Here is a 19,960-nt window from a genome sequence, read left to right as displayed (position 1 = left end):
CAAGCCCCAGCCTGAGGTGGCTGGACCAACCTAACCCTGAACAAAAACCGCTCAAAACCTCAGAACCAAAACTGAAAAAAACAAACCCGCCGAAATCGACGGGTTTGTCAGCAGTCTGACGCCGGTCCGATGGGCCGGCGTTTTTGGTTGTGGCGGCGGAGAACTGCGAGCGCTACCGCGTCAGCCCCGGCATATGGGCGCATTCGGGCCAGGTCGCGCGGAACGCGTCATAGACTAAGACAGGCCCGCGCCCTCTGGCACGCTCCGGATGGCGGCTGGCGTGCGCAAGCACCGCCTCGCGCAGGCCGTTGGCGTCCGTTCCCGCCGGCACGCAGGACGCGCGCCCGATCAGGAAGGCATCGAGCGCGCCTTGCAGGTACCCGAGACAGAAGGTGACGGCGACGGGATTTTCCGAAGGCCCGGTGGCGCAGAGGCGGGCCACCTGCTCGCCGCTCTGCCAGCCGCCCGTGTTAGCTGAGGCATGGGCCGAGGCGGCCCCGGCGGGGGATGTTGTGGCGCACAGCGCCCCGGCAAGCGCCGCAACGATCCGTATCCTGAAGACCTTTTGCATCCCGTCCTGTCCCGATTGCCATCACGCAACGGCAATCCTTGGACGAGTCGCGCCCGACCGCAAGTTTGCGCCGGAGCGCAACAAGCGCCCGTCAAGCCCAGACGAAAATGCAGATCGCGTAAAGCACCGCGATCACCAGCGGCACGGCCAGCATCGGCCCCGCCAGACCCAGCAGCCCCAGCACGAAGGGGCCGGCGAAGCCGAGCCACGCGAGGAAGATGAAGGCGCTGCCGAGCAGCGAGATGAAAAGCCGGTCGCCGCGCGTGGTGTCCAGTCCGAGAATGCCGTGACGCGGCCCGCCGCCGGGCGAGGCATATTCCCAGACCGACATGACCACGAAACAGATCCCGATGAAGATGAAGAAGCCCGCGGTCGGCCCCGTCCATGCCATCCAGCTCAAACCCATGACGAGTGTCTCCCCTGATAGGACGCGTCAGACGCGGCCGAGCGCAAAGCCCTTGGCGATGTAATTGCGCACGAAATAGATGACGAAGGCGCCCGGAATGATGGTCAGCGTGCCGGCGGCCGCCAGCAGGCCGAGTTCATAGCCGGAGGTGCTCGCGGTTCGGGTCATGGTCGCGGCGATCGGCTTGGCGTCCACCGAGGTCAGCGTCTTTGCGAGAAGCAGTTCGACCCAGGAGAACATGAAGCAGAAGAAAGCGGCGACGCCGATGCCGGCGGCAATCGTCGGCACGAAGATCTTGAGGAAGAAGGACCAGAACGAATGGCCGTCGACATAGGCCGTCTCGTCGAGCTCTTTCGGCACGCCGGACATGAAGCCCTCGAGGATCCACACCGCCAGCGGAATGTTGAACAGCGTGTGCGCCAGGGCGACCGCAAGCGGGGTATCGAACAGGCCGACCGCCGAATAGAGCTGGAAGAACGGCAGGGCGAAGACCGCCGGCGGCGCCATGCGGTTGGTCAGCAACCAGAAGAACAGGTGCTTGTCGCCCAGGAAGCGGTAGCGCGAGAAGGCATAGGCCGCCGGCAGCGCCACCAGCACCGAGATCACCGTGTTGATCGCCACATAGGTGATCGAGTTGACATAACCCATGTACCAGGTCGGATCGGTGAAGATCGTCACATAGTTTTCCAGCGTGAACTCGCGCGGAAACAGCGTGAATTCGCCGAGGATCTCATTCGTCGTCTTGAACGACATGTTGACGAGCCAATAGATCGGCAACATCAGGAACAGGATGTACAGCACCGGGACGTAACGGCTGGTCCGTGTCATCGCTTTGGCTCCGTCACTGTTGTTCGTTGCGCATCATCAGGGTGTAGAACACCCAGCTGAGCGCGAGAATGATGAGGAAGTAGATCAGCGACATGGCGGCCGCCGGTCCGAGATCGAACTGGCCGAGCGCGATCTTCACCAGGTCGATCGACAGCAGCGTCGTCGAGTTGCCCGGCCCGCCACCGGTGAGCACCGACAGTTCCGTGTAGATCATGAAACTGTCCATGAAGCGCAGCAGCACGGCGATTGTCAGCACCCGCTTCATCTTCGGCAGCTGGATGTAGCGGAAGACGGCAAAGGGCTTGGCGCCGTCGATCTTCGCCGCCTGGTAATAGGCGTCGGGGATCGAGACGAGACCCGCATAGGCGAGCAGAACCACCAGAGATGTCCAATGCCAGACATCCATCAGGATCAGCGTGAACCAGGCGTCGCCGGGCTGGCGGGTGAAATTGTAGTCGAAGCCGAGCGCGTTGAGGCTGCGGCCGAGCAGGCCGATGTCGGGCAGCGCGAAGATGTTCCACATCGCCCCCACCACGTTCCACGGAATGAGCAGCGGCAGCGCCATCAGCACGAGACAGACCGGCACCCAAGGCCCCTTCTTCGGCATGGTCAGCGCGATGGCGACGCCGAGCGGCACCTCGATCAGCAGGATCGTGAAAGTGAAGGCCAGCTGGCGGAACAGGGCATCGTGAAAGCGCTCCGACTGGAGCACCTGCTCGAACCACATCACGCCCGCCCAGAAGAAGACGTTGTCGCCGAAGGTCTCCTGGACCGAGTAGTTGACTACCGTCATCAGCGGAATGACCGCATTGAAGGCAACGAGCGCCACCACGGGCAGAACGAAGAACCAGGCTTTGTTGTCGTGTGTCTTGTTCATCTTGCTTCCCCGCCTCAGGCCACGATCCAGCCGTCGCGATAGACGGCTGTATGGTCGGGATCGAAGAGCAGATGCGCCTGCTCCTGCGGAATGTCGCCGCCTTCCGGCACCAGCAACTTGATACGCGTTTCGGCGGCCTCAGCCTCGACGATGCGGAACCGGCCGGCGTCGCTGACCTTCACCACCCGCGCCGGCAGTCCGCCGGTATCGCCAGCCTCGGCAAAGCGGACGAACTCCGGCCGCACACCGACCTCGAGCTTGCCCGATGCCGAGCCCAGGTTGCCGCTGCCGCCAGCCTGGACGGCAATGCCCGCGACATGGGGGCGACCGTCGGCAACCTCGCACGGCAGCACGTTCATGCCAGGCGATCCGATGAAATGGCCGACGAACGTGTGCTGAGGCCGCTCGAACAGATCCACCGGCGTGCCGATCTGCACCACCTCGCCCTGGTTCATCACCACCACCTTGTCGGCGAAGGTCAGGGCCTCCGTCTGGTCGTGGGTGACGTAGATCATCGTGGTGCGGACGCGCTGGTGCAGCTCCTTCAGCTTGGAGCGCAACTGCCATTTCAGATGCGGGTCGATCACCGTCAGCGGTTCGTCGAACATGATGGCATTGACGTCCGAGCGCACAAGTCCGCGTCCGAGCGAGATCTTCTGCTTGCCGTCGGCGGTTAGGCCCGCGGCCCGGTTGTCCAGCATGTGGGTGAGGTCGATCATCCCGGCGATCTCGCGGACCCTCTGGTCCACGTGCTTCTCGTCGACGCCGCGATTGCGCAGCGGGAAGGCCAGATTGTCGTAGACGGTCATCGTGTCGTAGACGACCGGGAACTGGAACACCTGCGCGATGTGGCGCTGTTCCGGCGTCAGATCGGTCACGTCCTGCCCGTCGAAGAACACGCGTCCATGCGTCGGCCGCAACAGGCCGGAAATGATCGACAGCAGCGTGGTCTTGCCGCAGCCGGAGGGGCCAAGCAGCGCATAGGCGCCGCCGTCTTCCCATTCCAGGTCCAGCTGCTTCAGCGCCCAGTCGCTGTCCTGCGTCGGGTTCGGCATATAGGCATGCCGGAGCGTATCGAGAACGATTTTCGCCATTGCCTGCGTCCCTCCTCAGATCTCGATCCGGCGGCCGTCGCCGTCGAAGACAAGCGCCTTCGACATGTCGGCGAAAAGCCGCTGATCGGTTCCGACCTCAAACGGATGAATGCCGTGGGACTGGGAGACCCAGGTCTCGCCCTGCACGGTGAAGTGAATGACGCTCTCCGATCCCGACAGTTCGGTGACGAGCACATGGCCGTCGACGGGAACCGGGTTGTCGCCGTCCGGGGTCGGCGCGACATGATGCGGCCGGATGCCGAGCGTATAGGCCCCGTCGGCAAGCGCTGCGAAGGCCCCCGATGCCGGGAATTCGGTATCCTGGCCAAAGCGGAAGACCGAACCGGCCTTGGTGACCGACGCGATATTGATCGGCGGCTCGGAGAACACCTGCGCGCTGACGAGATCGCGCGGATTGCGATAGACCTCCGCGGTCGGGCCGAACTGGGTGACCCGGCCTTCATGCAGGCAGGCGGTATGGCCGCCGAACAGCAGCGCCTCGACCGGCTCCGTGGTGGCATAGACCACGATGCAGTCGCGGTCGGCGAAAAGCCGGGGCAATTCGTCCCGCAACTCCTCGCGCAGCTTGAAATCGAGGTTGGCGAGCGGTTCGTCGAGCAGCACGAGGTCGGCGTCCTTGACGAGCGCGCGGGCCATGGCGGTGCGCTGCTGCTGTCCGCCGGAAAGCTCCGATGGACGGCGCGACAGCATCGGCGAGAGCTTGAGCAATTCGGCCATGGTGCCGACGCGGCGCTTGATCTCCGCCTCGTCGATCTTCGCCACCCGCAGCGGCGAGGCGATGTTCTCGTAGACGCTCATGTTCGGATAGTTGATGAACTGCTGATAGACCATCGACACGTTGCGGCGGCGCACGGAGACGCCCGTGACGTCCTGGCCGCCGAACCAGACGGTTCCGGCGGTCGGACGCTCCAGCCCGGCCATCAGCTTCATCATCGTCGTCTTGCCGGCGAGCGTGGTGCCAAGCAGGATGTTGAAGCTTCCCGGCTCGCAGACCAGATCGGTCGGATGGATATGAATATCGGCGCCTGCCCGCAGACCGACGCCCCTCAGTTCAAGGGACATGATTGCCGCCTTCAGCATTGGATCGTGTGAGGGTGTCAGGGTTTGCGCGGCCCGAAGTCCGCGTCCGCCTACCCAACGGGCGTGTTTCGCGTCGAGATCAACGTCGCGAAAGGGCGGCCCGGGGAATATCCCCGGGCCGCTGTGTGATCAGGCCGTGATCACTTCTCGGCCCAGCGCTTCACGAGTTCGTCGTAGTTGACGGTCTCGCCCTGCGGCTTTTCGTTGTCCAGCTTCGCCTTGGCGCCGCCCTTGCCGAGCCACTCGGACGGATCCTTGGGCTCGTTCAGACGCGGACCGCAACCGCCGTAGGTGCCATTGGCCTCATCCGCACGCTGCATGCGGGCCATGATGGTGTCCATCTCGCCAGCGAGACGGTCCATGGCTTCCTGCGGGGTGAACGCACCGGAGTTGACGTCGCCGATCTGCTGCCACCACAGCTGGGCCAGCTTCGGATAGTCCGGCACGTTGATGCCGGTCGGGGACCAGCGGACCCGGTCGGGCGAACGGTAGAACTCCACCAGACCGCCGAGCTTCGGAGCGCGTTCGGTGAAGCTTTCGTGGTTGACCGTGGAGTCACGAATGAAGGTGAGACCAACGTGGCTCTTCTTCACGTCCACCGTCTTGGACGTGACGAACTGGGCGTAGAGCCATGCAGCCTTGGCACGGTCCTCGGGCGTGGACTTGAGGATCGTCCAGGAGCCCACGTCCTGATAGCCGACCTTCTGGCCTTCCTGCCAGTACGGACCGTGCGGAGACGGCGCCATCCGCCACAGCGGGTTGCCCTCGGCATCGACGGTGTTGTTGCCCTCCGACTGCGGCGCGACCATGGAGGCCGTGAACGCCGTGTACCAGAAGATCTGCTGGGCGACGTTGCCCTGGCTGAGCGCCGGGAGCGACTGGTAGAAGTCGTAATCGGCGGCACCCGGAGGCGCGTATTTGCGCAGCCACTCGTCCCACTTGCGGATGGCATAGACGGCAGCCGGGCCGTTGGTCGCGCCACCGCGGGACACCGAAGCACCCGAGGGATTGCAAGAGCCTTCCTCCATGCGGATGCCCCATTCGTCGATCGGCACGCCGTTCGGCTCGCCCGGAGACCCGGCGCCGGCCATGGACAGCCACGCATCGGTCATGCGCCAACCGAGGTCCGGCGCGCGCTTGCCGTAGTCCATATGGCCGTAGATGCGAACGCCGTCGATTTCCTTGACATCCTCGGAAAAGAATTCGGCGATATCCTCATAGGCCGACCAGTTGACCGGAACACCGAGATCGTAGCCGTATTTTTCCTTGAAGGCGGCCTGCAGGTCCTCGCGATCGAACCAGTCCTTGCGGAACCAGTAGAGGTTTGCGAACTGCTGGTCGGGCAACTGATAGAGATCGCCGTCCGGGCCGGTGGTGAAGCTGATCCCCATGAAGTCGTCGAGATCAAGCGTCGGCGACGTGACATCCTTGCCTGCACCCGCCATCCAGTCCGTCAGATTGACGGCCTGCTGAAGACGCGAGTGCGTGCCGATGAGGTCGGAGTCGTTGACATAGGCATCATACAGATTGCGGTTGGTCTGCATCTGCGTCTGAACGGCCTGAACCACTTCGCCTTCGCCGAGGATCTGGTGGTTGACCTTGATGCCGGTGATTTCCTCGAACGCCTTGGTCAGCGTCTTGGATTCATAATCGTGGGTCGGAATACCCTCCGACAGCACGTTGATCTCCAGGCCCGCGTAGGGCTTGGCCGCATTGATGAACCATTCCATTTCCGCCATCTGCTGATCTTTCGTCAGCGCGGAGGGCTGGAATTCGTTATCAATCCACTTCTTCGCCTCCTCGGGTCCGGCGAAAGCCGACCCCGAACCCGCGATAAGCGCTGCAGCAGCCACGGCTGCCAGCATCTTGTGTCGCATTTGGTTTCCTCCCTTGCGAAACTGCGGCTTGACTATCAAACGAAAAAAAGTGAACGTCAACCCGAAAACTGACTTGCCATTTTTTGCGCGCTGGGCTCAAATTTTGGCGTAAACAGTCGTTTCGGGCCTTATAATAATCATTGCAGACTCACGTTTGCTGCAATGCGAAAGAAAACGAAAGGCAACAGAATGGATCCGGTTTCGCCCCGCCAGTCCGAAATCCTGGACCGCGCGCGCCGCGCCGGCCGGGTCGACGTCGATGGCCTCGCGAGCGAATTCGACGTGACCCCCCAGACGATCCGCAAGGATCTGAACGAATTGTGCGAACGGGGCATGCTGCAGCGCGTGCACGGGGGCGCGGTGCTGCCTTCGGGGATTGCGAACTACGCCTATGACGCCCGCCGCCAGCTGGCCTCCGATGCCAAGCAGCTCATCGGCAAGCGGGCCGCCGCGCTCATTCCCGACAATGCCTCGATCATGCTGAATATCGGCACGACCACGGAGCAGGTCGCCCGGGCGCTGCGCCAGCATGACGGTATCATGGCGATCACCAACAACATCAACGTTGCCAATATCCTGCGCTCGGCGCCGGCGGTCGAGGTGATCATCGCGGGCGGACAGGTGCGCCCCTCCGACGGCGGCATTGTCGGCGAGGCAACGGTGGACTTCATCCGGCAGTTCAAGGTGGATTACGCCGTCATCGGCGCCTCCGCAATCGATGCCGACGGCACCATCTTCGACTATGACTTCCGGGAAGTGCGGGTCGCGCGCGAGATCCTCAGCCATGCCCGCCAGACGCTGCTCGTCGCCGACGCGATGAAGTTCGAGCGCAGCGCCCCGGTGCGCATCGCCCATCTGTCGCAAATCGACATTTTCGTAACCGATACGGCGCCGCCCGAGAGCGTCGCGGAGATCTGCCGCGAGCACAACGTACGCATTGAAATCGCCGGCGACGGGACCGCGAACGCCTTCGCGTTTACCCCCGGACCCTCTGCCGGCCAGGAACAGGAAGGGGCGTGATGGCGTCGCAAGCGCAACACACCGACTACGACCTGCTGGTCGTCGGCGGAGGCATCAACGGATGCGGCATCGCCCGTGACGCCGCCGGACGCGGCTATTCCGTGTGCCTGGCGGAGATGAACGATCTGGCGAGCGGCACCTCGTCCTGGTCGACCAAGCTCATTCACGGCGGCCTGCGCTATCTGGAGTTCTACGAGTTCCGGCTGGTGCGCGAGGCCCTGAGCGAACGCGAGCTGCTGTGGTCGATCGCGCCGCATATCATCCGGCCGCTGCGGTTCGTGCTGCCGCATTCCAAGGGCCTGCGGCCGCGCTGGCTGCTTAGGCTCGGCCTGTTTCTCTATGACCACCTGGGCGGACGCAAGCTGCTGCCGGCGACGCGCACGCTCGATCTGCGCAAGGACCCGACCGGCGAACCGTTGAAGCCCGGATTTTCTACCGCCTTCGAATATTCCGACTGCTGGGTCGACGACGCCCGGCTGGTGGCGCTGAATGCGCGCGACGCAGCCGACAGGGGCGCGGAGATCAACACCCGCACCCAGGTCGTCGCGGCCCGGCGCGAGGGCGACATCTGGCATGCGACGCTGCGCGACACCGACACGGGCGCGACCCGCGACGTCACCGCGCGGCTGATGGTCAATGCCGCCGGCCCCTGGGTCGACCGCCTGCTGGAAAGCGCGCTGAAACGAAACGACGCGCGCAATGTGCGGCTTGTCCAGGGCAGCCATATCGTCGTGCGCAAGCTGTTCGACCACGACCGCGCCTATATCTTCCAGAACGCCGACGGGCGGATCGTCTTCGCCATTCCCTATGAGCGGGACTTCACGCTGATCGGCACCACCGACCGAGACTATGAAGGCGATCCGGCCGATGTGGCCGCGACGGAGGAGGAAATCCTCTATCTCGCGTCGGCGGCGAGCGAATATTTCAAGACGCCGATCAAGCGCGACGATGTCGTGTGGACCTATTCCGGCGTGCGACCGCTGTTCGACGACGGCGCCTCCAAGGCGCAGGAGGCGACGCGCGACTATGTTTTGAAGCTCGACACCGGGGCGGGCGGCGCGGACCACGCCCCGCTGGTGAACATCTTCGGCGGCAAGATCACCACCTATCGCCGACTGGCGTTTTCGGTGCTGGAACAAGTGGAGAGCGTGCTCGGCGCCATGGGAAAACCCTGGACGCGCGCCGCGCCGCTACCCGGCGGCGATTTTCCGACGACCGGCTTTGAGGATCTGGTGCGCGACCTGCAGACGGCCCATCCGGACCTGGCGGCCGGGCTCGTGCATCGGCTGGCGCGCAATTACGGGACGCGCGCGCGCGCAATCCTCGAAGGCGCCCGGACGACCGAGGATCTTGGCCGGCATTTCGGCGCCGACCTTTACGAGCGGGAAGTCGCCTATCTGATGGATCAGGAATGGGCGCGCAGCGCCGAGGACGTGTTGTGGCGGCGCTCCAAGCTCGGCCTGCATCTGTCGCAAAACCAGGCCGACGCCCTTGGCCAATGGATGCGGGACCGCTATAGCGAAACCACATCCTCCCGCGACACCCGCCGGGCGTGACCTCCTCGCGCCGGGGGACGTTTGTCGCACCACGGCACGAGGCATTTCATGGCCGGCTCTCTCGATGGCATCCGCGTTCTCGACCTGACGAATGTGCTCTCCGGTCCGTTCTGCTGCCATCAGCTGGCGCATTTCGGGGCCGAGGTGATCAAGATCGAGCGGCCGGGAAAGGGCGACCTCGCCCGCCAGCTCGGCGCGGATCCCGCACTCAATGCCGCCAATATGGGGGTCTCTTTCCTCGCGCAGAACGCCGGCAAGAAGAGCGTGACGCTCAATCTCAAGACCCCGGCCGGGGTCGCTTTGTTCAAGAAGCTCGTCGCCACCGCCGACGTGGTGGTGGAGAACTTCCGCCCCGGCGTGATGGACCGGCTCGGTGTCGGCTTCGACGATCTCAAGCCGCTCAACCCGCGCCTCGTCTATTGCGCGATCTCCGGCTTCGGCCAGGACGGGCCGATGCGCGCGATGCCGGCCTACGACCAGATCGTCCAGGGCCTCTCCGGCGTGATGTCGGTGACGGGCGACGCCGAAAGCGCGCCCTTGCGGGTCGGCTATCCCGTGGCCGACACCATCGGCGGCCTGACCGCCGCCTTCGCGATTTCCGCAAGCCTTGCGGGGCCCAGAACGGCGCCGGTCTTCCTCGATGTCTCGATGCTGGAGGCAACGCTCGCCACCATGGGCTGGGTGGTGTCGAACTGGCTGATCGCCGGGCAGACGCCGGCAGCCCATGGCAACGAAAACACCACATCGGCCCCCTCCGGCGCCTTCCAGGCCCGCGACGGCGCGCTCAACATCGCCGCCAACAAGGACGAGCAATGGGAGGCGCTCTGCGAGATATTGGGGCGGGCGGACCTTCTCTCGGATCCCGACTACGCAACGCGCGAGACCCGCAAGGCCAACCGCTATGCGCTGCGCGCCGAGATCGAAAAAAGCCTCGCCGCGCGCGATGCCGCCGACTGGGTCGCATTGTTCAGCGCCAGCGGCATCCCCTCCGGCGAGATCCTCACCGTACCGCAAGCGCTGGACCAGCCGCAGGTCGCGGGTCGCGGGATGATCGCGGATTTCGCCAACGTGCCCGGCGTCGGGCGGGCCATCAAGACGGTGCGCACCGGCATCAAGGTGAATGGAGCGCCGCCTTGCGTTGACACCCCTCCGCCGGTGCTTGGACGCGACAACGCCGACGTCTACCGGGCGCTTGGACTGGACGACGACGACCTTCGATCCCTGGAACAGGAGGGCGCCATATGAGCGACGAACCGACCCGCGACCCGGTCGCCGACTGGTGGCGCACCTCGATCATTGACATGGAGCCGGGACGCATCGCCTTTCGCGGTCTCCCGGTCGAGGAGCTGATCGGGGCGCTGAGCTTCCCGCAGATGATCTGGCATCTGGTGATGGGCACGCCGCTTGACGCCGCCCGCGCGCGCCTTTTCGAGGCAGCGCTCGTCGCCGCCGTCGATCACGGCCCGCAGGCGCCCTCGATTGCCGCCGCGCGCATGGCGGCGACCTGCGGAGTCGGGCTCAACAACGCCATCGCCACCGGCGTCAACATGCTGGGCGACGTGCATGGCGGCGCCGGCGAACAGGCGGTCGCGCTCTACCGCGATATTGCCGACCGGCAGGAGGCGGGCCGCGACCTGCGGCAGGCAACGACAGAGGGGCTTGCCGCCTTTCGCGCCACACAGGGCCGGTTCATCCCGGGCTTCGGCCACCGTTTCCACAAGCCGGTCGACCCGCGCGCGCCGCGCCTGCTTGAACTCGTCGACCAGGCAACGGCGGAGGGGGCTGTCTCCGGCGCCTTCGCTGCCATCGGGCGGGAGATCGACGCGGTGCTTTTCCACGAGAAGGGCAGGCCGGTGCCGATGAACATCGACGGCGCCACGGCGGTGATCTACGCCGAGCTTGGCTGCCCGGCACCGCTTGCGCGCGGGTTCTTCTGCCTGTCGCGCTCCGTCGGCATCCTGGCGCATTCCTGGGAACAGATGCAGCAGGGCGGACGCAACAAGGGGCCGACGCCGCCGGCGCACCGCTGGACCTACGAGGGACCGGACGGCAAACCCTGATCCTCGGCAATCGTGCGATCAGGCCCGCGCTTTCGCAACTCTCGGAAAGACGATGCGAACGGTGAGGCCCCTGCCGCCGGACGCCACCTCAGGGTCGCTCGGCACGAGCTCGACGCGGGCGCCCATCAGCCGGGCGATCTCGTCGACGATCGCAAGCCCGAGCCCCGCGCCCTGCGGTCCGTTTTCCGACGTCAGACGCTCGAACCGTTTCAGCGCGCGGGCACGATCCCGCGCCGGGATGCCCGGACCGTTGTCCTCGACCTCCAGAAAGACCTGTGCGTCGCCAGCGACGCCGACCCTCACCGTCGCCGAGCGGCCGCGGCCCGCATAGGCGATGGCGTTCTCGATCAGGTTGCGCAGGAGTTCGGCAAACAGCATCCGCTGGCCGCGCACCAGCGGACAGCCGCGGCCTTGCGCATCAGGCACCACCTCGAAGCCGAGGTCGAGGCCGGCCCGGGCGGCGACAGGTTCCAGTTCGGCCGTGACCGTGCGCGCCAGCGTGCAGAGATCGAGCTCTTCCAGCGTCAGCCGGTCGGCGGAGGCCTCGTCCACCCGCGCCAGAAGGAGGAGCTGCGCAAGCGTTCGCTCGCTCTGGGCAACGGCCGCATCGGCGACATCGAGCGCTGCCGCCATTTCCTGCGGATCGCGCGCGCGGCGCGCCAGCTCGATCTGGGTCCGGATGATGGCAAGCGGCGTGCGGATCTGATGCGAGGCATTGCCGGTGAAGCGGCGCAGCGCCGCCAGCGCATCCGCCAGCCGCCCCATGAAGCCGTTGATCGCCCCGACGAGCCGGTCCACTTCGCGCGGCACCGCATGGCGGATCGGGCGCAGGTCGTCCGGGGTCCGCCGGTCGATCGCCTCCTCCAGCCGCGCCAGCGGACGCAACGCGCGGCGAACGCCAAAGAAGACGATCGTCGCGGCAATCAGGATCAGCAGGGTCTGGCGCGCGGCGGAACGCAAGAGAATGTCTTCGGCCAGGGCCCGGCGCGCCGATGTCGTCTCCGCAACGGCGACGCGGTAGCCGACCGACCGGTTCCCCGTGGAGGCGGCCCCGGTGAGAATGACCATGCGGATCGGCTCGCCGCGATACACCGCATCGGCGAAGCGCGGCTGGCGGGCGACCTCTGGCGCCTCGCCAGGCGCGGGAACCGGGAGCTGGCGATAGCCGGTAACGAAGGTGCCCGGCGGCCCCTCGACCCGGTAGAACACCCGGTCCTCGGCCGCACTTGTCAGCATCTCTAGCGCGACATAGGGCACATCGACCTCGATCTCGCCATCGCGGTTGACCGCAACCCGTTCGGCGATGGCAAGGGCCGAGCCCGTCAGCACCCGGTCGAGCACCGCATTGGCGGTCTCGCGGGCCTCCCGATAGGTGTCGACAAGGCCGATGGCGGCCAGAAGGCTGAAGGGGACCAGAAGCCACAACAGCAGACGCGCCGACAGGGACCGCAGCACGGGACGTCCGGGCAGCCTGCGCAAGGACCGCATGCTTTCAGGCGACCTCGAGCGCATAGCCCAGCCCCCGCGCCGTGCGGATGCGCAAGCCATGCGGCTCGAGCCGCTTGCGCAGGCGCGAGACATATTGCTCGACCGCATTTTCCGAAATATCCGCGTCGAAGGCGGTCAGCCGTTCGGCGATATGCTGCTTGGAGACCACCCGCTCGCTGCGCCCGATCAGGATCTGCAGAACATTCAGTTCCCGCGCGGTGAGGTCGAGGGCGACACCGTCGATCAGCGCCTGGCGGGCATCGAGATCGAACACCAGCGGGCCGCATTCCAGCCGCCCTCCGCGTGCGCCCGCGTGCCGCCGCAGCACGGCGCGAATGCGCGCCTCCAGCTCGGGAAACTCGAACGGCTTGGTCATATAGTCGTCCGCGCCGTGGTCGAGACCGCGAATGCGTTCGTCCAGCGCGCCGCGCGCGGTCAGCACGAGAACGGCCGTCGGGGTCCCCTTCGCGCGGATCCCGCCGAGAACCTCAAGGCCGTCGCCATCCGGCAGCGACAGGTCTAGGACGACGAGATCGAACCCGCCGGCGGCGAGCGCCGCATCCGCGCCCTCGCGGTCATGCACGGCATCCACCACGTAACCGGCGTCACGCAGCATCCGCCCGAGCCCGTCGGCCAGGGTCTTGTTGTCCTCCACGATCAGAATGCGCACGCAGCCTCCCCGCTCCGGCCGGCAGCGCCCGACGCACCGCCGCGGCGAGTTTAACCGCAGCAACGGCCCCGCGGGCAAGCCGTGTCGCATCACGATATCCCTGCGGCGCTTGTATGTCCGCGACAACTGCCGCAATACTCGCTTCCATGCTGCGAAGGTTGTTGCCCCTGTTCGTCCTTTTCTGCCTGACGGCACCGGTCCTGGCTGAAACCGAGCCTGCGTCGCTCAGCCTGGAACCGCTGACCCCGTCGCCGGACGCGCGCGTGCTGACGATCTACTCCTCGCTCGATTCCCAGATGGCGCTGCCGCTGCTTGCCGCCTTCCAGGCCGAGCGACCGGCGATCCGCATCGATTTCCATGAACTGCAGACCCAGAATATCTACGCCCGCATAATTTCGGAATCGGACAGGGACGGGAAAACCGCCGATCTTGCCTTTTCCTCGGCGATGGATCTCCAGGTCAAACTCGCCAATGACGGCTATGCGCAGGCCGTCCGCCTGCCCAGTGCCGAGGCGATCCCGAGTTGGGCGCAATGGCGCCACAGCGTCTACGGCGTGACCTTCGAGCCGGCGGTGATCCTCTACCACAAGCCCTCGTTCACGACACAGGCGCCGCCGCGCACGCGCGCCGACCTGACGCGTTATCTCATGGAAAACGAGGCCCAGGTCTATGGCCGGGTCGGCACCTATGACGTCGAGCGCGCCGGTCTCGGGCTGTTCTTCCTTGCCCGCGACGGCGAGCACAATCGCGGGATCTGGGAGCTGTTCAGCGCCCTGGGCGCGGCCGGCGTGAAGCTCTACTCGAACTCCTCCGCGATCGTGGAGCGGGTCGCCGACGGCCGCTTCATCCTTGGCTATAACATCCTCGGCTCCTACGCTCAGGCCTGGGCCCGGACCGCGCCCGACCTCGGCATCGTGCTGCCCGAGGACTACACCGTCGTGATGTCGCGCACCGGCCTGGTGCCGAGATCCGCCGCCTCTCCCGACCTTGGCGCGGCCTTTCTCGATTTCCTGCTGTCGCGCGTCGGACAGACGATCCTGTCGCGCGATGTCGGCCTTCCGGCGCTTCACCCGGATCTCGCCGGGCCGAACACCGCGGCCGGCATGCGTGACCTCTACGGCACGAGGCTGCGGCCGATCCCGGTCGGACCGGCGCTGGTCGTCTATCTCGACCAGGTCAAGCGCCAACGCCTGATCGACCGCTGGAACCGCGCCCTGCGCGTGCAATAAACGCGTGCGCTGCACAATCATTTTTGCACCGCAACGACAGCTTCGCGTCAGACAGCTGTGTCATTGTCATCCTGCGACTGCCGCTACGGCATTCCGCGCGCCCGGCCGGGACGGGAGGAACGCCCCCGGTCACGGCGCGTCACACTCGCACTGACAGGACATCGTCGCCAGCAGCGGGCCGACACCCGGCCCGCGGGCGACGACGGGAGGACGACACATGACAATTTCCACCAGGCGTGGCCTCGTCGCCGCGGTTGCAGCCCTTGGCCTTGCCTTCGGCGCAAGTTCCGCGCAGGCCGCAGACATTGAATCCATCCACTTCCTGATCCCCGGCGGCGCCGGCGGCGGCTGGGACGGCACGGCCCGCGGTACGGGCGAGGCCCTGACCAAGGCGGGCATCGTCGGCCAGGCCTCCTTTGAGAACATGTCCGGCGGCGGCGGCGGCAAGGCCATCGCCCATCTCATCGAGATCGCCGGTTCGGCCGACGACACGCTGATGGTCAATTCCACGCCGATCGTCATCCGTTCGCTGCAGAAGGTGTTTCCGCAGTCGTTCCGCGACCTGACCCCGGTCGCCAGCACCATCGGCGACTATGCGGCCCTCGTGGTGAACACCGACAGCGACATTCAGGATTTTGCCCAGCTGTCGAGCGCGTTCAAGGCCGATCCGACCAAGGTTTCCATCGGCGGCGGCTCGGTCGCCGGCGGCATGGACCATGTGGTCGTGGCAATGGTGATGAAGAACGCCGGCGGCAACCCGACCGACGTCAAATACGTCCCCTATGATGCCGGCGGCAAGGCCATGGCCGGCCTGCTTTCTGGTGAAATCCAGGCGCTGTCCACCGGCTTTGGCGAGGCGGTCGAACTGGCCAAGCAGGATCAGGTGCGCATTCTCTGCGTGACTTCCACGGCGCGCCTCGATGTCGCCAAGGACGTCCCGACCTGCGACGAGGCCGGCGCGACCGGCACCGAGTTCGTCAACTGGCGCGGGTTCTTCGCGGCTCCGGGCCTCAGCGCGGAGAAGCAGCAGGCGTATATCGATGCCTTCGAGGCGATGTACAAGACCGAGGAGTGGGAAGCCGTGCGCGCCCGCAACGGCTGGGTGAACATCTTCAACCCGGGCGAGGATTTCTCCGCCTTCCTGGAAAAGCAGGAAAAGGAAATCTCCGATCTGATGACCGAACTCGGTTTCCTCTGATCAATCGAGACGGGGCGCGGATCACGGTCCGCGCCCTTTTTTCGACCGACAGCCCACATCCAACCGATCGGCTTTTCCGTCATGCTGACCCGCGATCGTATCGGCGCGCTGATCATGCTCGCCTTTTCGCTCGGCTACGGCGCGATGATCTTCAACATCCCGCTGCTGCCGTTCCAGGCCAACCAGGCCTTTACCGCCCGCACCTTGCCGCAAGCGCTCTCCATCCTCGGCGTCCTGCTGTCGCTGGCGCTGTTGCTCAAGCCGCTTCGCGGAACTGCCCGCGACGATGACGCAGCGTGGCGGGCCAACATGAAGCGCCTGCTCACGCGGGTGCCGGGACTGGGATTTCCGCTCGGCAAGGTCGCCATGCTCTGCGTGGTGATGGTTTTCTACGGACTTGCCGTGCGGCCCCTCGGCTTCCTGCTCGCCACCACGCTGTTCCTGGTCACCTCGATGCTCATTCTCGGCGAACGCCGCCATGTGATGGCGCTCAGCGTCTCGGTCGGCGTGACCGTCTTCTTCTGGGTGCTGATGACGCAGTTTCTCGACGTCTATATCGCGCCCCTGCCCACGTTCATCGGGAGATAGACCATGCTTGACGGCATTCTTACCGGTCTCAGCACCGCGGCCTCCCCGTTGAACATCCTGATGGTCGCCGTCGGCTGTTTCGCCGGCACCTTCATCGGCATGTTGCCGGGCCTCGGACCGATCTCGGCCATCGCGCTGATGATCCCGATCACCTACGGCTTCGATCCGGCAACCGGCCTGATCCTGATGGCCGGCGTCTATTACGGCGCAATCTTCGGCGGCTCGACCTCGTCCATCCTGATCAACGCGCCGGGCGTCGCCGGCACCGTCGCGACCGCCTTCGACGGCTATCCGATGGCCAAGAAAGGCCATGCCGGCAAGGCGCTGGCGATCGCCGCCTATTCGTCATTTTCCGGCGGCACCATCGCCGCAGTGTTCCTGCTGATCGCGGCGCCGTCGCTCGCCGTCGTCTCGCTTGCCTTCCAGTCGACCGACTATTTCGCGCTGATGGTGCTCGGGCTGACGGCGGTGGCCGCCTTCGCCGGACGCGGCAATGTCCTCAAGGCCCTCTTGATGACCGTGTTCGGGCTGATGCTCTCCACGGTCGGAACGGATGAAACCCAAGGTATCCAGCGCTTCACCTTCGGCACCATCGACCTGATCGACGGCATCTCCTTTCTGCTATTGGCGATGGCGACCTTTGCGCTGTCGGAGGCGCTGATGTCGGTGCTGAAGCCCAAGACCGAGGAAGAGAAGATCCGCGAGAAGGACGCGAACGCCAATCTCGGCTCGATGAAACTGTCACGCGAGGAGGTCAGGGAAATGGTGCCGGTGATCGGGCGCTCTTCCGTGCTCGGCTTCCTCGTCGGCGTGCTGCCGGGTGCCGGCGCGACCATCGCCTCCTTTCTCGCCTACGGCATGGAGCAGCGGATCGCCGGACCGGAGAAGGGCCGCGAATTCGGAAAAGGTTCCGTTCGCGGCCTCGCCGCGCCGGAGACAGCCAACAATGCCGCCTGCTCCGGCTCCTTCGTGCCGCTGCTCACCCTCGGCATTCCGGGGTCGGGAACGACCGCGATCATGCTGGGCGCGCTGATCTCCTACGGCATCCAGCCGGGGCCGAGGCTCTTCGTGGAAAACCCCGAGGTGTTCTGGTCGGTGATCATCTCGATGTATCTCGGCAATGTGATCCTGCTGGTGCTGAACCTGCCGCTGATCCCCTATATCGCCCGCGTGTTGGCGCTGCCGCACACGGTGCTGGTGCCGATGATCCTGTTCTTCTCCCTGATCGGCGTCTATTTCGTGTCGTTCAACACCTTCGACATCCAGCTGATGGTGATCTTCGCCGCCGGCGCCCTGGTGCTCAGACTGCTGGACATGCCGATGGCGCCGATGCTGCTCGGCTTCATTCTGGGCGGCATGATGGAGGAAAACCTGCGTCGGGCGCTGATCATCAACAACGACAGCTGGGCGTTCCTGTGGACGCGCCCGCTGACCTTCGCGATCCTGGTCACGGCGGCCCTGGTGCTCTTCGTGCCGATGCTGTCGCCCTTCGTGAAACGCAGCCTGGCACGGCGCCGGGAAGCGGCCGGCGAGGGCGGCTGAGCAGGTCGCACTCCAGAACCTGGGAGCCAAAAGCGAATGGCGCGCCTTGGGGGCGCGCCATTCGCCGGACTGCTGACAAAGTCCAGGCTTTTGCCGGGGTTTTTTGATTCACTCAGCTATGTTGAGACAAGCGACGCCGGATCGGACGGCCCTCGAGATGGAAACGCTCGACAGTCTGGTTCCGAAGGATCACCTTCCTCGCAAGTTCGACGCGGTGATCGAGTTTTGGTCATTCACGGCCGTGTCGAGGGGCTTTGCTGTCCGGACAACGGTCGCCCGGCGCTCGATGCGACCTTGATGTTCAAGGCCCTGTTCGTGGGGTATCTGTTCGGCGTCCGGCCGGAACGCCAGGTGCTGCGCGAGATCGAGGTGAACGTCGCCTACCGCTGGGTCTTGCGGCTGAAGCCTGCCGACACCACCGCGCTCGGCATGATGCCCAGGAAACAGTTCGCCGACGAGGGCGCCGTCGATGGCCACCGTTGCCCTGACGGCCAAATGCCCGCCTACGCCACGACCGAGCGGAACGGATACCGCCACTACAACTCCGGCCCCGCCGTCTGCAAGGCCTGCCCGCGTCTCGCCTCCTGTACCTCAAACGCCAGGGCGCAGCGGACGCCCCCTGTCCTGTCCGGGCCGCTCACCCGCGACCGCGTCGACGCCAAACAGCTTCACGGTCATCGCACGCACGGCTTTGATGTCTGTGGATGGTGCAGGTGCAATGCCTCCTCGCCGCCACCGCTCAAGACATCAAGAAGATCGCAGTGGCGCTGACCGCAAAATCCCACCCAACACCGGCGCAAGGCCGCGCGTCCCCAAACCGCCCCCAAACCCCAACTCAAAAACATCCCGAAACCTGAACGAAGAAAAACCCCGCCAAAACGACGGGGTTTGTCAGCAGTCTGAAGCCGCGGATCGCTCAGCGGCTTTGTATGTGTCGTCGCCTGTCTGTGGCGCGCCGGAAAATGGGCTGCGTCCGAAACCGGCCGTCAGGTGGCGGTGGTGCTCGCCGGTCCGTGACCCTTTTTGGCCATGAATCGGTCGAACTCGTCCTGGTCCTTGGCCCGGCGCAATTCGCGCAGGAAGTCGTCGAACTCGGCGCGCATCGTATCGAGCCGGGCGCGTTCTTCCTCGAGACGCTTCAATTCGCGGGCGCGGTAGTCGTCAAAGGCGACATTGCCGGTTCTGCCATAGCCATGCGGCTGGAAGTCGCCGGTCTGAAAGCTGCGCTTCATCGGGCTTTGGTCCCACTGGTGCCGCGCATCGCGCGCCATGCCGTGGAACCGGTCGCCCCACAGGATATAGGCCAGCATCGCCAGGCCGAGCGGCCAGAAGACGATGAAACCGAGAACCATCAGCCCGATGGTCATCGGCGACCAGCCGGGTTTCAAAGTGGAGGAACAGGTCATTGCGGTGTGCTCCATACAGTGTTGTCGACCCTCAAGATGTGGGGAGCGCACACCGGGGATGCAAGAAACCCTCAATTCGGCAACGCTCCACCGGCCTGGTTGCCATACGCGTGGCTCGCCGTCTCAGGAGGGACGTGGCGGGGGAAGCGGCGCAAGGTAAGGCCGTTCCATGTCGGTTTGATATCGTTGCGCGCCGGGATTTGATGCCTTTCAGTGTCTGTTGTTTGGTTTGATTTGTATGATTTTGGTTTGAGTATTTTGTGTCTGTGGATTGTTAGTTTGTTGATTTGGTTTGTGTTTTTGCGGGTATTGGGTTTTGTTTTCCCCAGATTGGTGTTTGTGGATTGGGTGATTTTTTGGAGTTTGGATTTTTTTTCGGGAAGTCGCTTGACGGTTGGAGTTGGTGGTGACTATATACGTCCAACAACGACGGCGGCGCCGGGGTTTGG

Annotated in this window: 19 protein-coding genes and 1 pseudogene; 10 read left to right on the top strand and 10 right to left on the bottom strand. The window is 65.1% G+C overall.

Features of this window, described 5'->3' with window-relative positions; translation table 11 throughout:
- Positions 1-172: 172 nt before the first annotated feature.
- The 7 genes from LC092_RS20055 to LC092_RS20025 form a co-directional block, all read right to left on the bottom strand.
- Entirely contained in the window at positions 173-571 is a 399-nt protein-coding gene (locus tag LC092_RS20055; RefSeq protein WP_224809408.1) for a Rap1a/Tai family immunity protein, read from the bottom strand.
- A 91-nt stretch (positions 572-662) separates the two neighbouring features.
- Positions 663-977 (bottom strand): DUF2160 domain-containing protein, encoded by a 315-nt coding sequence (locus tag LC092_RS20050; RefSeq protein WP_224809406.1) that lies wholly within the window; start codon positions 975-977, stop codon positions 663-665.
- 27 nt (positions 978-1,004) lie between these two features.
- A complete protein-coding gene (locus LC092_RS20045) occupies positions 1,005-1,805 on the bottom strand; it encodes a carbohydrate ABC transporter permease (RefSeq protein ID WP_029058289.1) in 801 nt (266 codons plus the stop codon).
- Between the two features lie 13 nt (positions 1,806-1,818).
- A complete protein-coding gene (locus tag LC092_RS20040; protein ID WP_224809404.1) occupies positions 1,819-2,682 on the bottom strand; it encodes a carbohydrate ABC transporter permease in 864 nt (287 codons plus the stop codon).
- A 14-nt stretch (positions 2,683-2,696) separates the two neighbouring features.
- Positions 2,697-3,776: an ABC transporter ATP-binding protein gene (locus LC092_RS20035; protein ID WP_224809402.1), complete on the bottom strand. Its 1,080-nt coding sequence runs from the start codon at positions 3,774-3,776 to the stop codon at positions 2,697-2,699.
- 15 nt (positions 3,777-3,791) lie between these two features.
- On the bottom strand, positions 3,792-4,859 hold the full coding sequence (locus LC092_RS20030) for an ABC transporter ATP-binding protein (RefSeq protein ID WP_224809400.1): 1,068 nt from the start codon (positions 4,857-4,859) through the stop codon (positions 3,792-3,794).
- Positions 4,860-5,017: 158 nt separating this feature from the next.
- Positions 5,018-6,754 carry an ABC transporter substrate-binding protein gene (locus LC092_RS20025; RefSeq protein WP_224809398.1) on the bottom strand — a complete coding sequence of 579 codons (1,737 nt, stop codon included), beginning with the start codon at positions 6,752-6,754 and terminating at the stop codon, positions 5,018-5,020.
- 189 nt (positions 6,755-6,943) lie between these two features.
- Here LC092_RS20025 and LC092_RS20020 point away from each other — a divergent pair, with 189 nt between their 5' ends.
- From LC092_RS20020 to LC092_RS20005, 4 genes are read left to right on the top strand one after another with little or no spacing between them, the layout of a single operon-like run.
- The gene (locus LC092_RS20020; protein ID WP_224809396.1) at positions 6,944-7,774 is read left to right on the top strand and encodes a DeoR/GlpR family DNA-binding transcription regulator; all 831 of its coding nucleotides are present in this window, start codon (positions 6,944-6,946) and stop codon (positions 7,772-7,774) included.
- Positions 7,774-9,330 (top strand): glycerol-3-phosphate dehydrogenase, encoded by a 1,557-nt coding sequence (gene glpD / locus LC092_RS20015; RefSeq protein ID WP_224809394.1) that lies wholly within the window; start codon positions 7,774-7,776, stop codon positions 9,328-9,330. Before LC092_RS20020 ends, glpD begins: the two co-directional genes overlap by 1 nt.
- Positions 9,331-9,378: 48 nt before the next feature.
- The gene (locus LC092_RS20010) at positions 9,379-10,575 is read left to right on the top strand and encodes a CaiB/BaiF CoA transferase family protein (RefSeq protein ID WP_224809392.1); all 1,197 of its coding nucleotides are present in this window, start codon (positions 9,379-9,381) and stop codon (positions 10,573-10,575) included.
- Positions 10,572-11,390, top strand: a complete 819-nt coding sequence (locus LC092_RS20005) for a citryl-CoA lyase (RefSeq protein WP_224809390.1) — start codon at positions 10,572-10,574, stop codon at positions 11,388-11,390. Before LC092_RS20010 ends, LC092_RS20005 begins: the two co-directional genes overlap by 4 nt.
- A gap of 18 nt (positions 11,391-11,408) precedes the next feature.
- On the opposite strand, the gene LC092_RS20000 is transcribed toward LC092_RS20005, so the two are convergent.
- Together LC092_RS20000 and LC092_RS19995 are read right to left on the bottom strand one after the other, a co-directional pair.
- A complete protein-coding gene (locus tag LC092_RS20000) occupies positions 11,409-12,878 on the bottom strand; it encodes a sensor histidine kinase (protein WP_412103624.1) in 1,470 nt (489 codons plus the stop codon).
- A gap of 4 nt (positions 12,879-12,882) precedes the next feature.
- Positions 12,883-13,548 (bottom strand): response regulator transcription factor, encoded by a 666-nt coding sequence (locus LC092_RS19995; protein WP_224809386.1) that lies wholly within the window; start codon positions 13,546-13,548, stop codon positions 12,883-12,885.
- Positions 13,549-13,694: 146 nt separating this feature from the next.
- On the opposite strand from LC092_RS19995, the gene LC092_RS19990 reads away from it, so the two are divergent.
- The 5 genes and pseudogenes from LC092_RS19990 (at position 13,695) to LC092_RS19970 (ending at position 18,962) form a co-directional block, all read left to right on the top strand.
- On the top strand, positions 13,695-14,777 hold the full coding sequence (locus tag LC092_RS19990; protein ID WP_412103623.1) for an ABC transporter substrate-binding protein: 1,083 nt from the start codon (positions 13,695-13,697) through the stop codon (positions 14,775-14,777).
- A gap of 217 nt (positions 14,778-14,994) precedes the next feature.
- Complete coding sequence (locus tag LC092_RS19985) at positions 14,995-15,975, top strand: tripartite tricarboxylate transporter substrate binding protein (RefSeq protein WP_224809383.1); 981 nt, start codon at positions 14,995-14,997, stop codon at positions 15,973-15,975.
- A gap of 81 nt (positions 15,976-16,056) precedes the next feature.
- Complete coding sequence (locus LC092_RS19980) at positions 16,057-16,563, top strand: tripartite tricarboxylate transporter TctB family protein (RefSeq protein WP_224809382.1); 507 nt, start codon at positions 16,057-16,059, stop codon at positions 16,561-16,563.
- Positions 16,564-16,566: 3 nt separating this feature from the next.
- Positions 16,567-18,105 (top strand): tripartite tricarboxylate transporter permease, encoded by a 1,539-nt coding sequence (locus LC092_RS19975; RefSeq protein ID WP_224809381.1) that lies wholly within the window; start codon positions 16,567-16,569, stop codon positions 18,103-18,105.
- A 118-nt stretch (positions 18,106-18,223) separates the two neighbouring features.
- A pseudogene (locus tag LC092_RS19970) lies at positions 18,224-18,962 on the top strand (transposase).
- Between the two features lie 129 nt (positions 18,963-19,091).
- Here LC092_RS19970 and LC092_RS19965 read toward each other — a convergent pair.
- Complete coding sequence (locus LC092_RS19965) at positions 19,092-19,511, bottom strand: DUF2852 domain-containing protein (RefSeq protein ID WP_224809380.1); 420 nt, start codon at positions 19,509-19,511, stop codon at positions 19,092-19,094.
- Positions 19,512-19,724: 213 nt separating this feature from the next.
- On the opposite strand from LC092_RS19965, the gene LC092_RS19960 reads away from it, so the two are divergent.
- Positions 19,725-19,960: hypothetical protein (locus LC092_RS19960; RefSeq protein ID WP_224809379.1), on the top strand; the 236-nt coding region annotated here is incomplete at its 3' end.

Source organism: Stappia stellulata (assembly GCF_020176715.1).
Taxonomy (GTDB): Bacteria; Pseudomonadota; Alphaproteobacteria; order Rhizobiales; family Stappiaceae; genus Stappia.
This window is presented reverse-complemented; position numbering and strand designations above follow the sequence as displayed.

Excerpts from the sequence above, each read along its gene's own strand:
- LC092_RS20005 (WP_224809390.1), top strand. The coding sequence starts at position 10,572 with ATGAGCGACGAACCGACCCGCGACCCGGTCGCCGACTGGTGGCGCACC.
- LC092_RS19965 (WP_224809380.1), bottom strand. The coding sequence starts at position 19,511 with ATGACCTGTTCCTCCACTTTGAAACCCGGCTGGTCGCCGATGACCATC.
- LC092_RS19975 (WP_224809381.1), top strand. The coding sequence starts at position 16,567 with ATGCTTGACGGCATTCTTACCGGTCTCAGCACCGCGGCCTCCCCGTTG.
- LC092_RS20040 (WP_224809404.1), bottom strand. The coding sequence starts at position 2,682 with ATGAACAAGACACACGACAACAAAGCCTGGTTCTTCGTTCTGCCCGTG.
- glpD (WP_224809394.1), top strand. The coding sequence starts at position 7,774 with ATGGCGTCGCAAGCGCAACACACCGACTACGACCTGCTGGTCGTCGGC.
- LC092_RS19985 (WP_224809383.1), top strand. The coding sequence starts at position 14,995 with ATGACAATTTCCACCAGGCGTGGCCTCGTCGCCGCGGTTGCAGCCCTT.
- LC092_RS19980 (WP_224809382.1), top strand. The coding sequence starts at position 16,057 with ATGCTGACCCGCGATCGTATCGGCGCGCTGATCATGCTCGCCTTTTCG.
- LC092_RS20050 (WP_224809406.1), bottom strand. The coding sequence starts at position 977 with ATGGGTTTGAGCTGGATGGCATGGACGGGGCCGACCGCGGGCTTCTTC.
- LC092_RS20020 (WP_224809396.1), top strand. The coding sequence starts at position 6,944 with ATGGATCCGGTTTCGCCCCGCCAGTCCGAAATCCTGGACCGCGCGCGC.
- LC092_RS20045 (WP_029058289.1), bottom strand. The coding sequence starts at position 1,805 with ATGACACGGACCAGCCGTTACGTCCCGGTGCTGTACATCCTGTTCCTG.
- LC092_RS20035 (WP_224809402.1), bottom strand. The coding sequence starts at position 3,776 with ATGGCGAAAATCGTTCTCGATACGCTCCGGCATGCCTATATGCCGAAC.
- LC092_RS20030 (WP_224809400.1), bottom strand. The coding sequence starts at position 4,859 with ATGTCCCTTGAACTGAGGGGCGTCGGTCTGCGGGCAGGCGCCGATATT.
- LC092_RS19990 (WP_412103623.1), top strand. The coding sequence starts at position 13,695 with ATGCTGCGAAGGTTGTTGCCCCTGTTCGTCCTTTTCTGCCTGACGGCA.
- LC092_RS20010 (WP_224809392.1), top strand. The coding sequence starts at position 9,379 with ATGGCCGGCTCTCTCGATGGCATCCGCGTTCTCGACCTGACGAATGTG.
- LC092_RS20025 (WP_224809398.1), bottom strand. The coding sequence starts at position 6,754 with ATGCGACACAAGATGCTGGCAGCCGTGGCTGCTGCAGCGCTTATCGCG.
- LC092_RS20055 (WP_224809408.1), bottom strand. The coding sequence starts at position 571 with ATGCAAAAGGTCTTCAGGATACGGATCGTTGCGGCGCTTGCCGGGGCG.
- LC092_RS20000 (WP_412103624.1), bottom strand. The coding sequence starts at position 12,878 with ATGCGGTCCTTGCGCAGGCTGCCCGGACGTCCCGTGCTGCGGTCCCTG.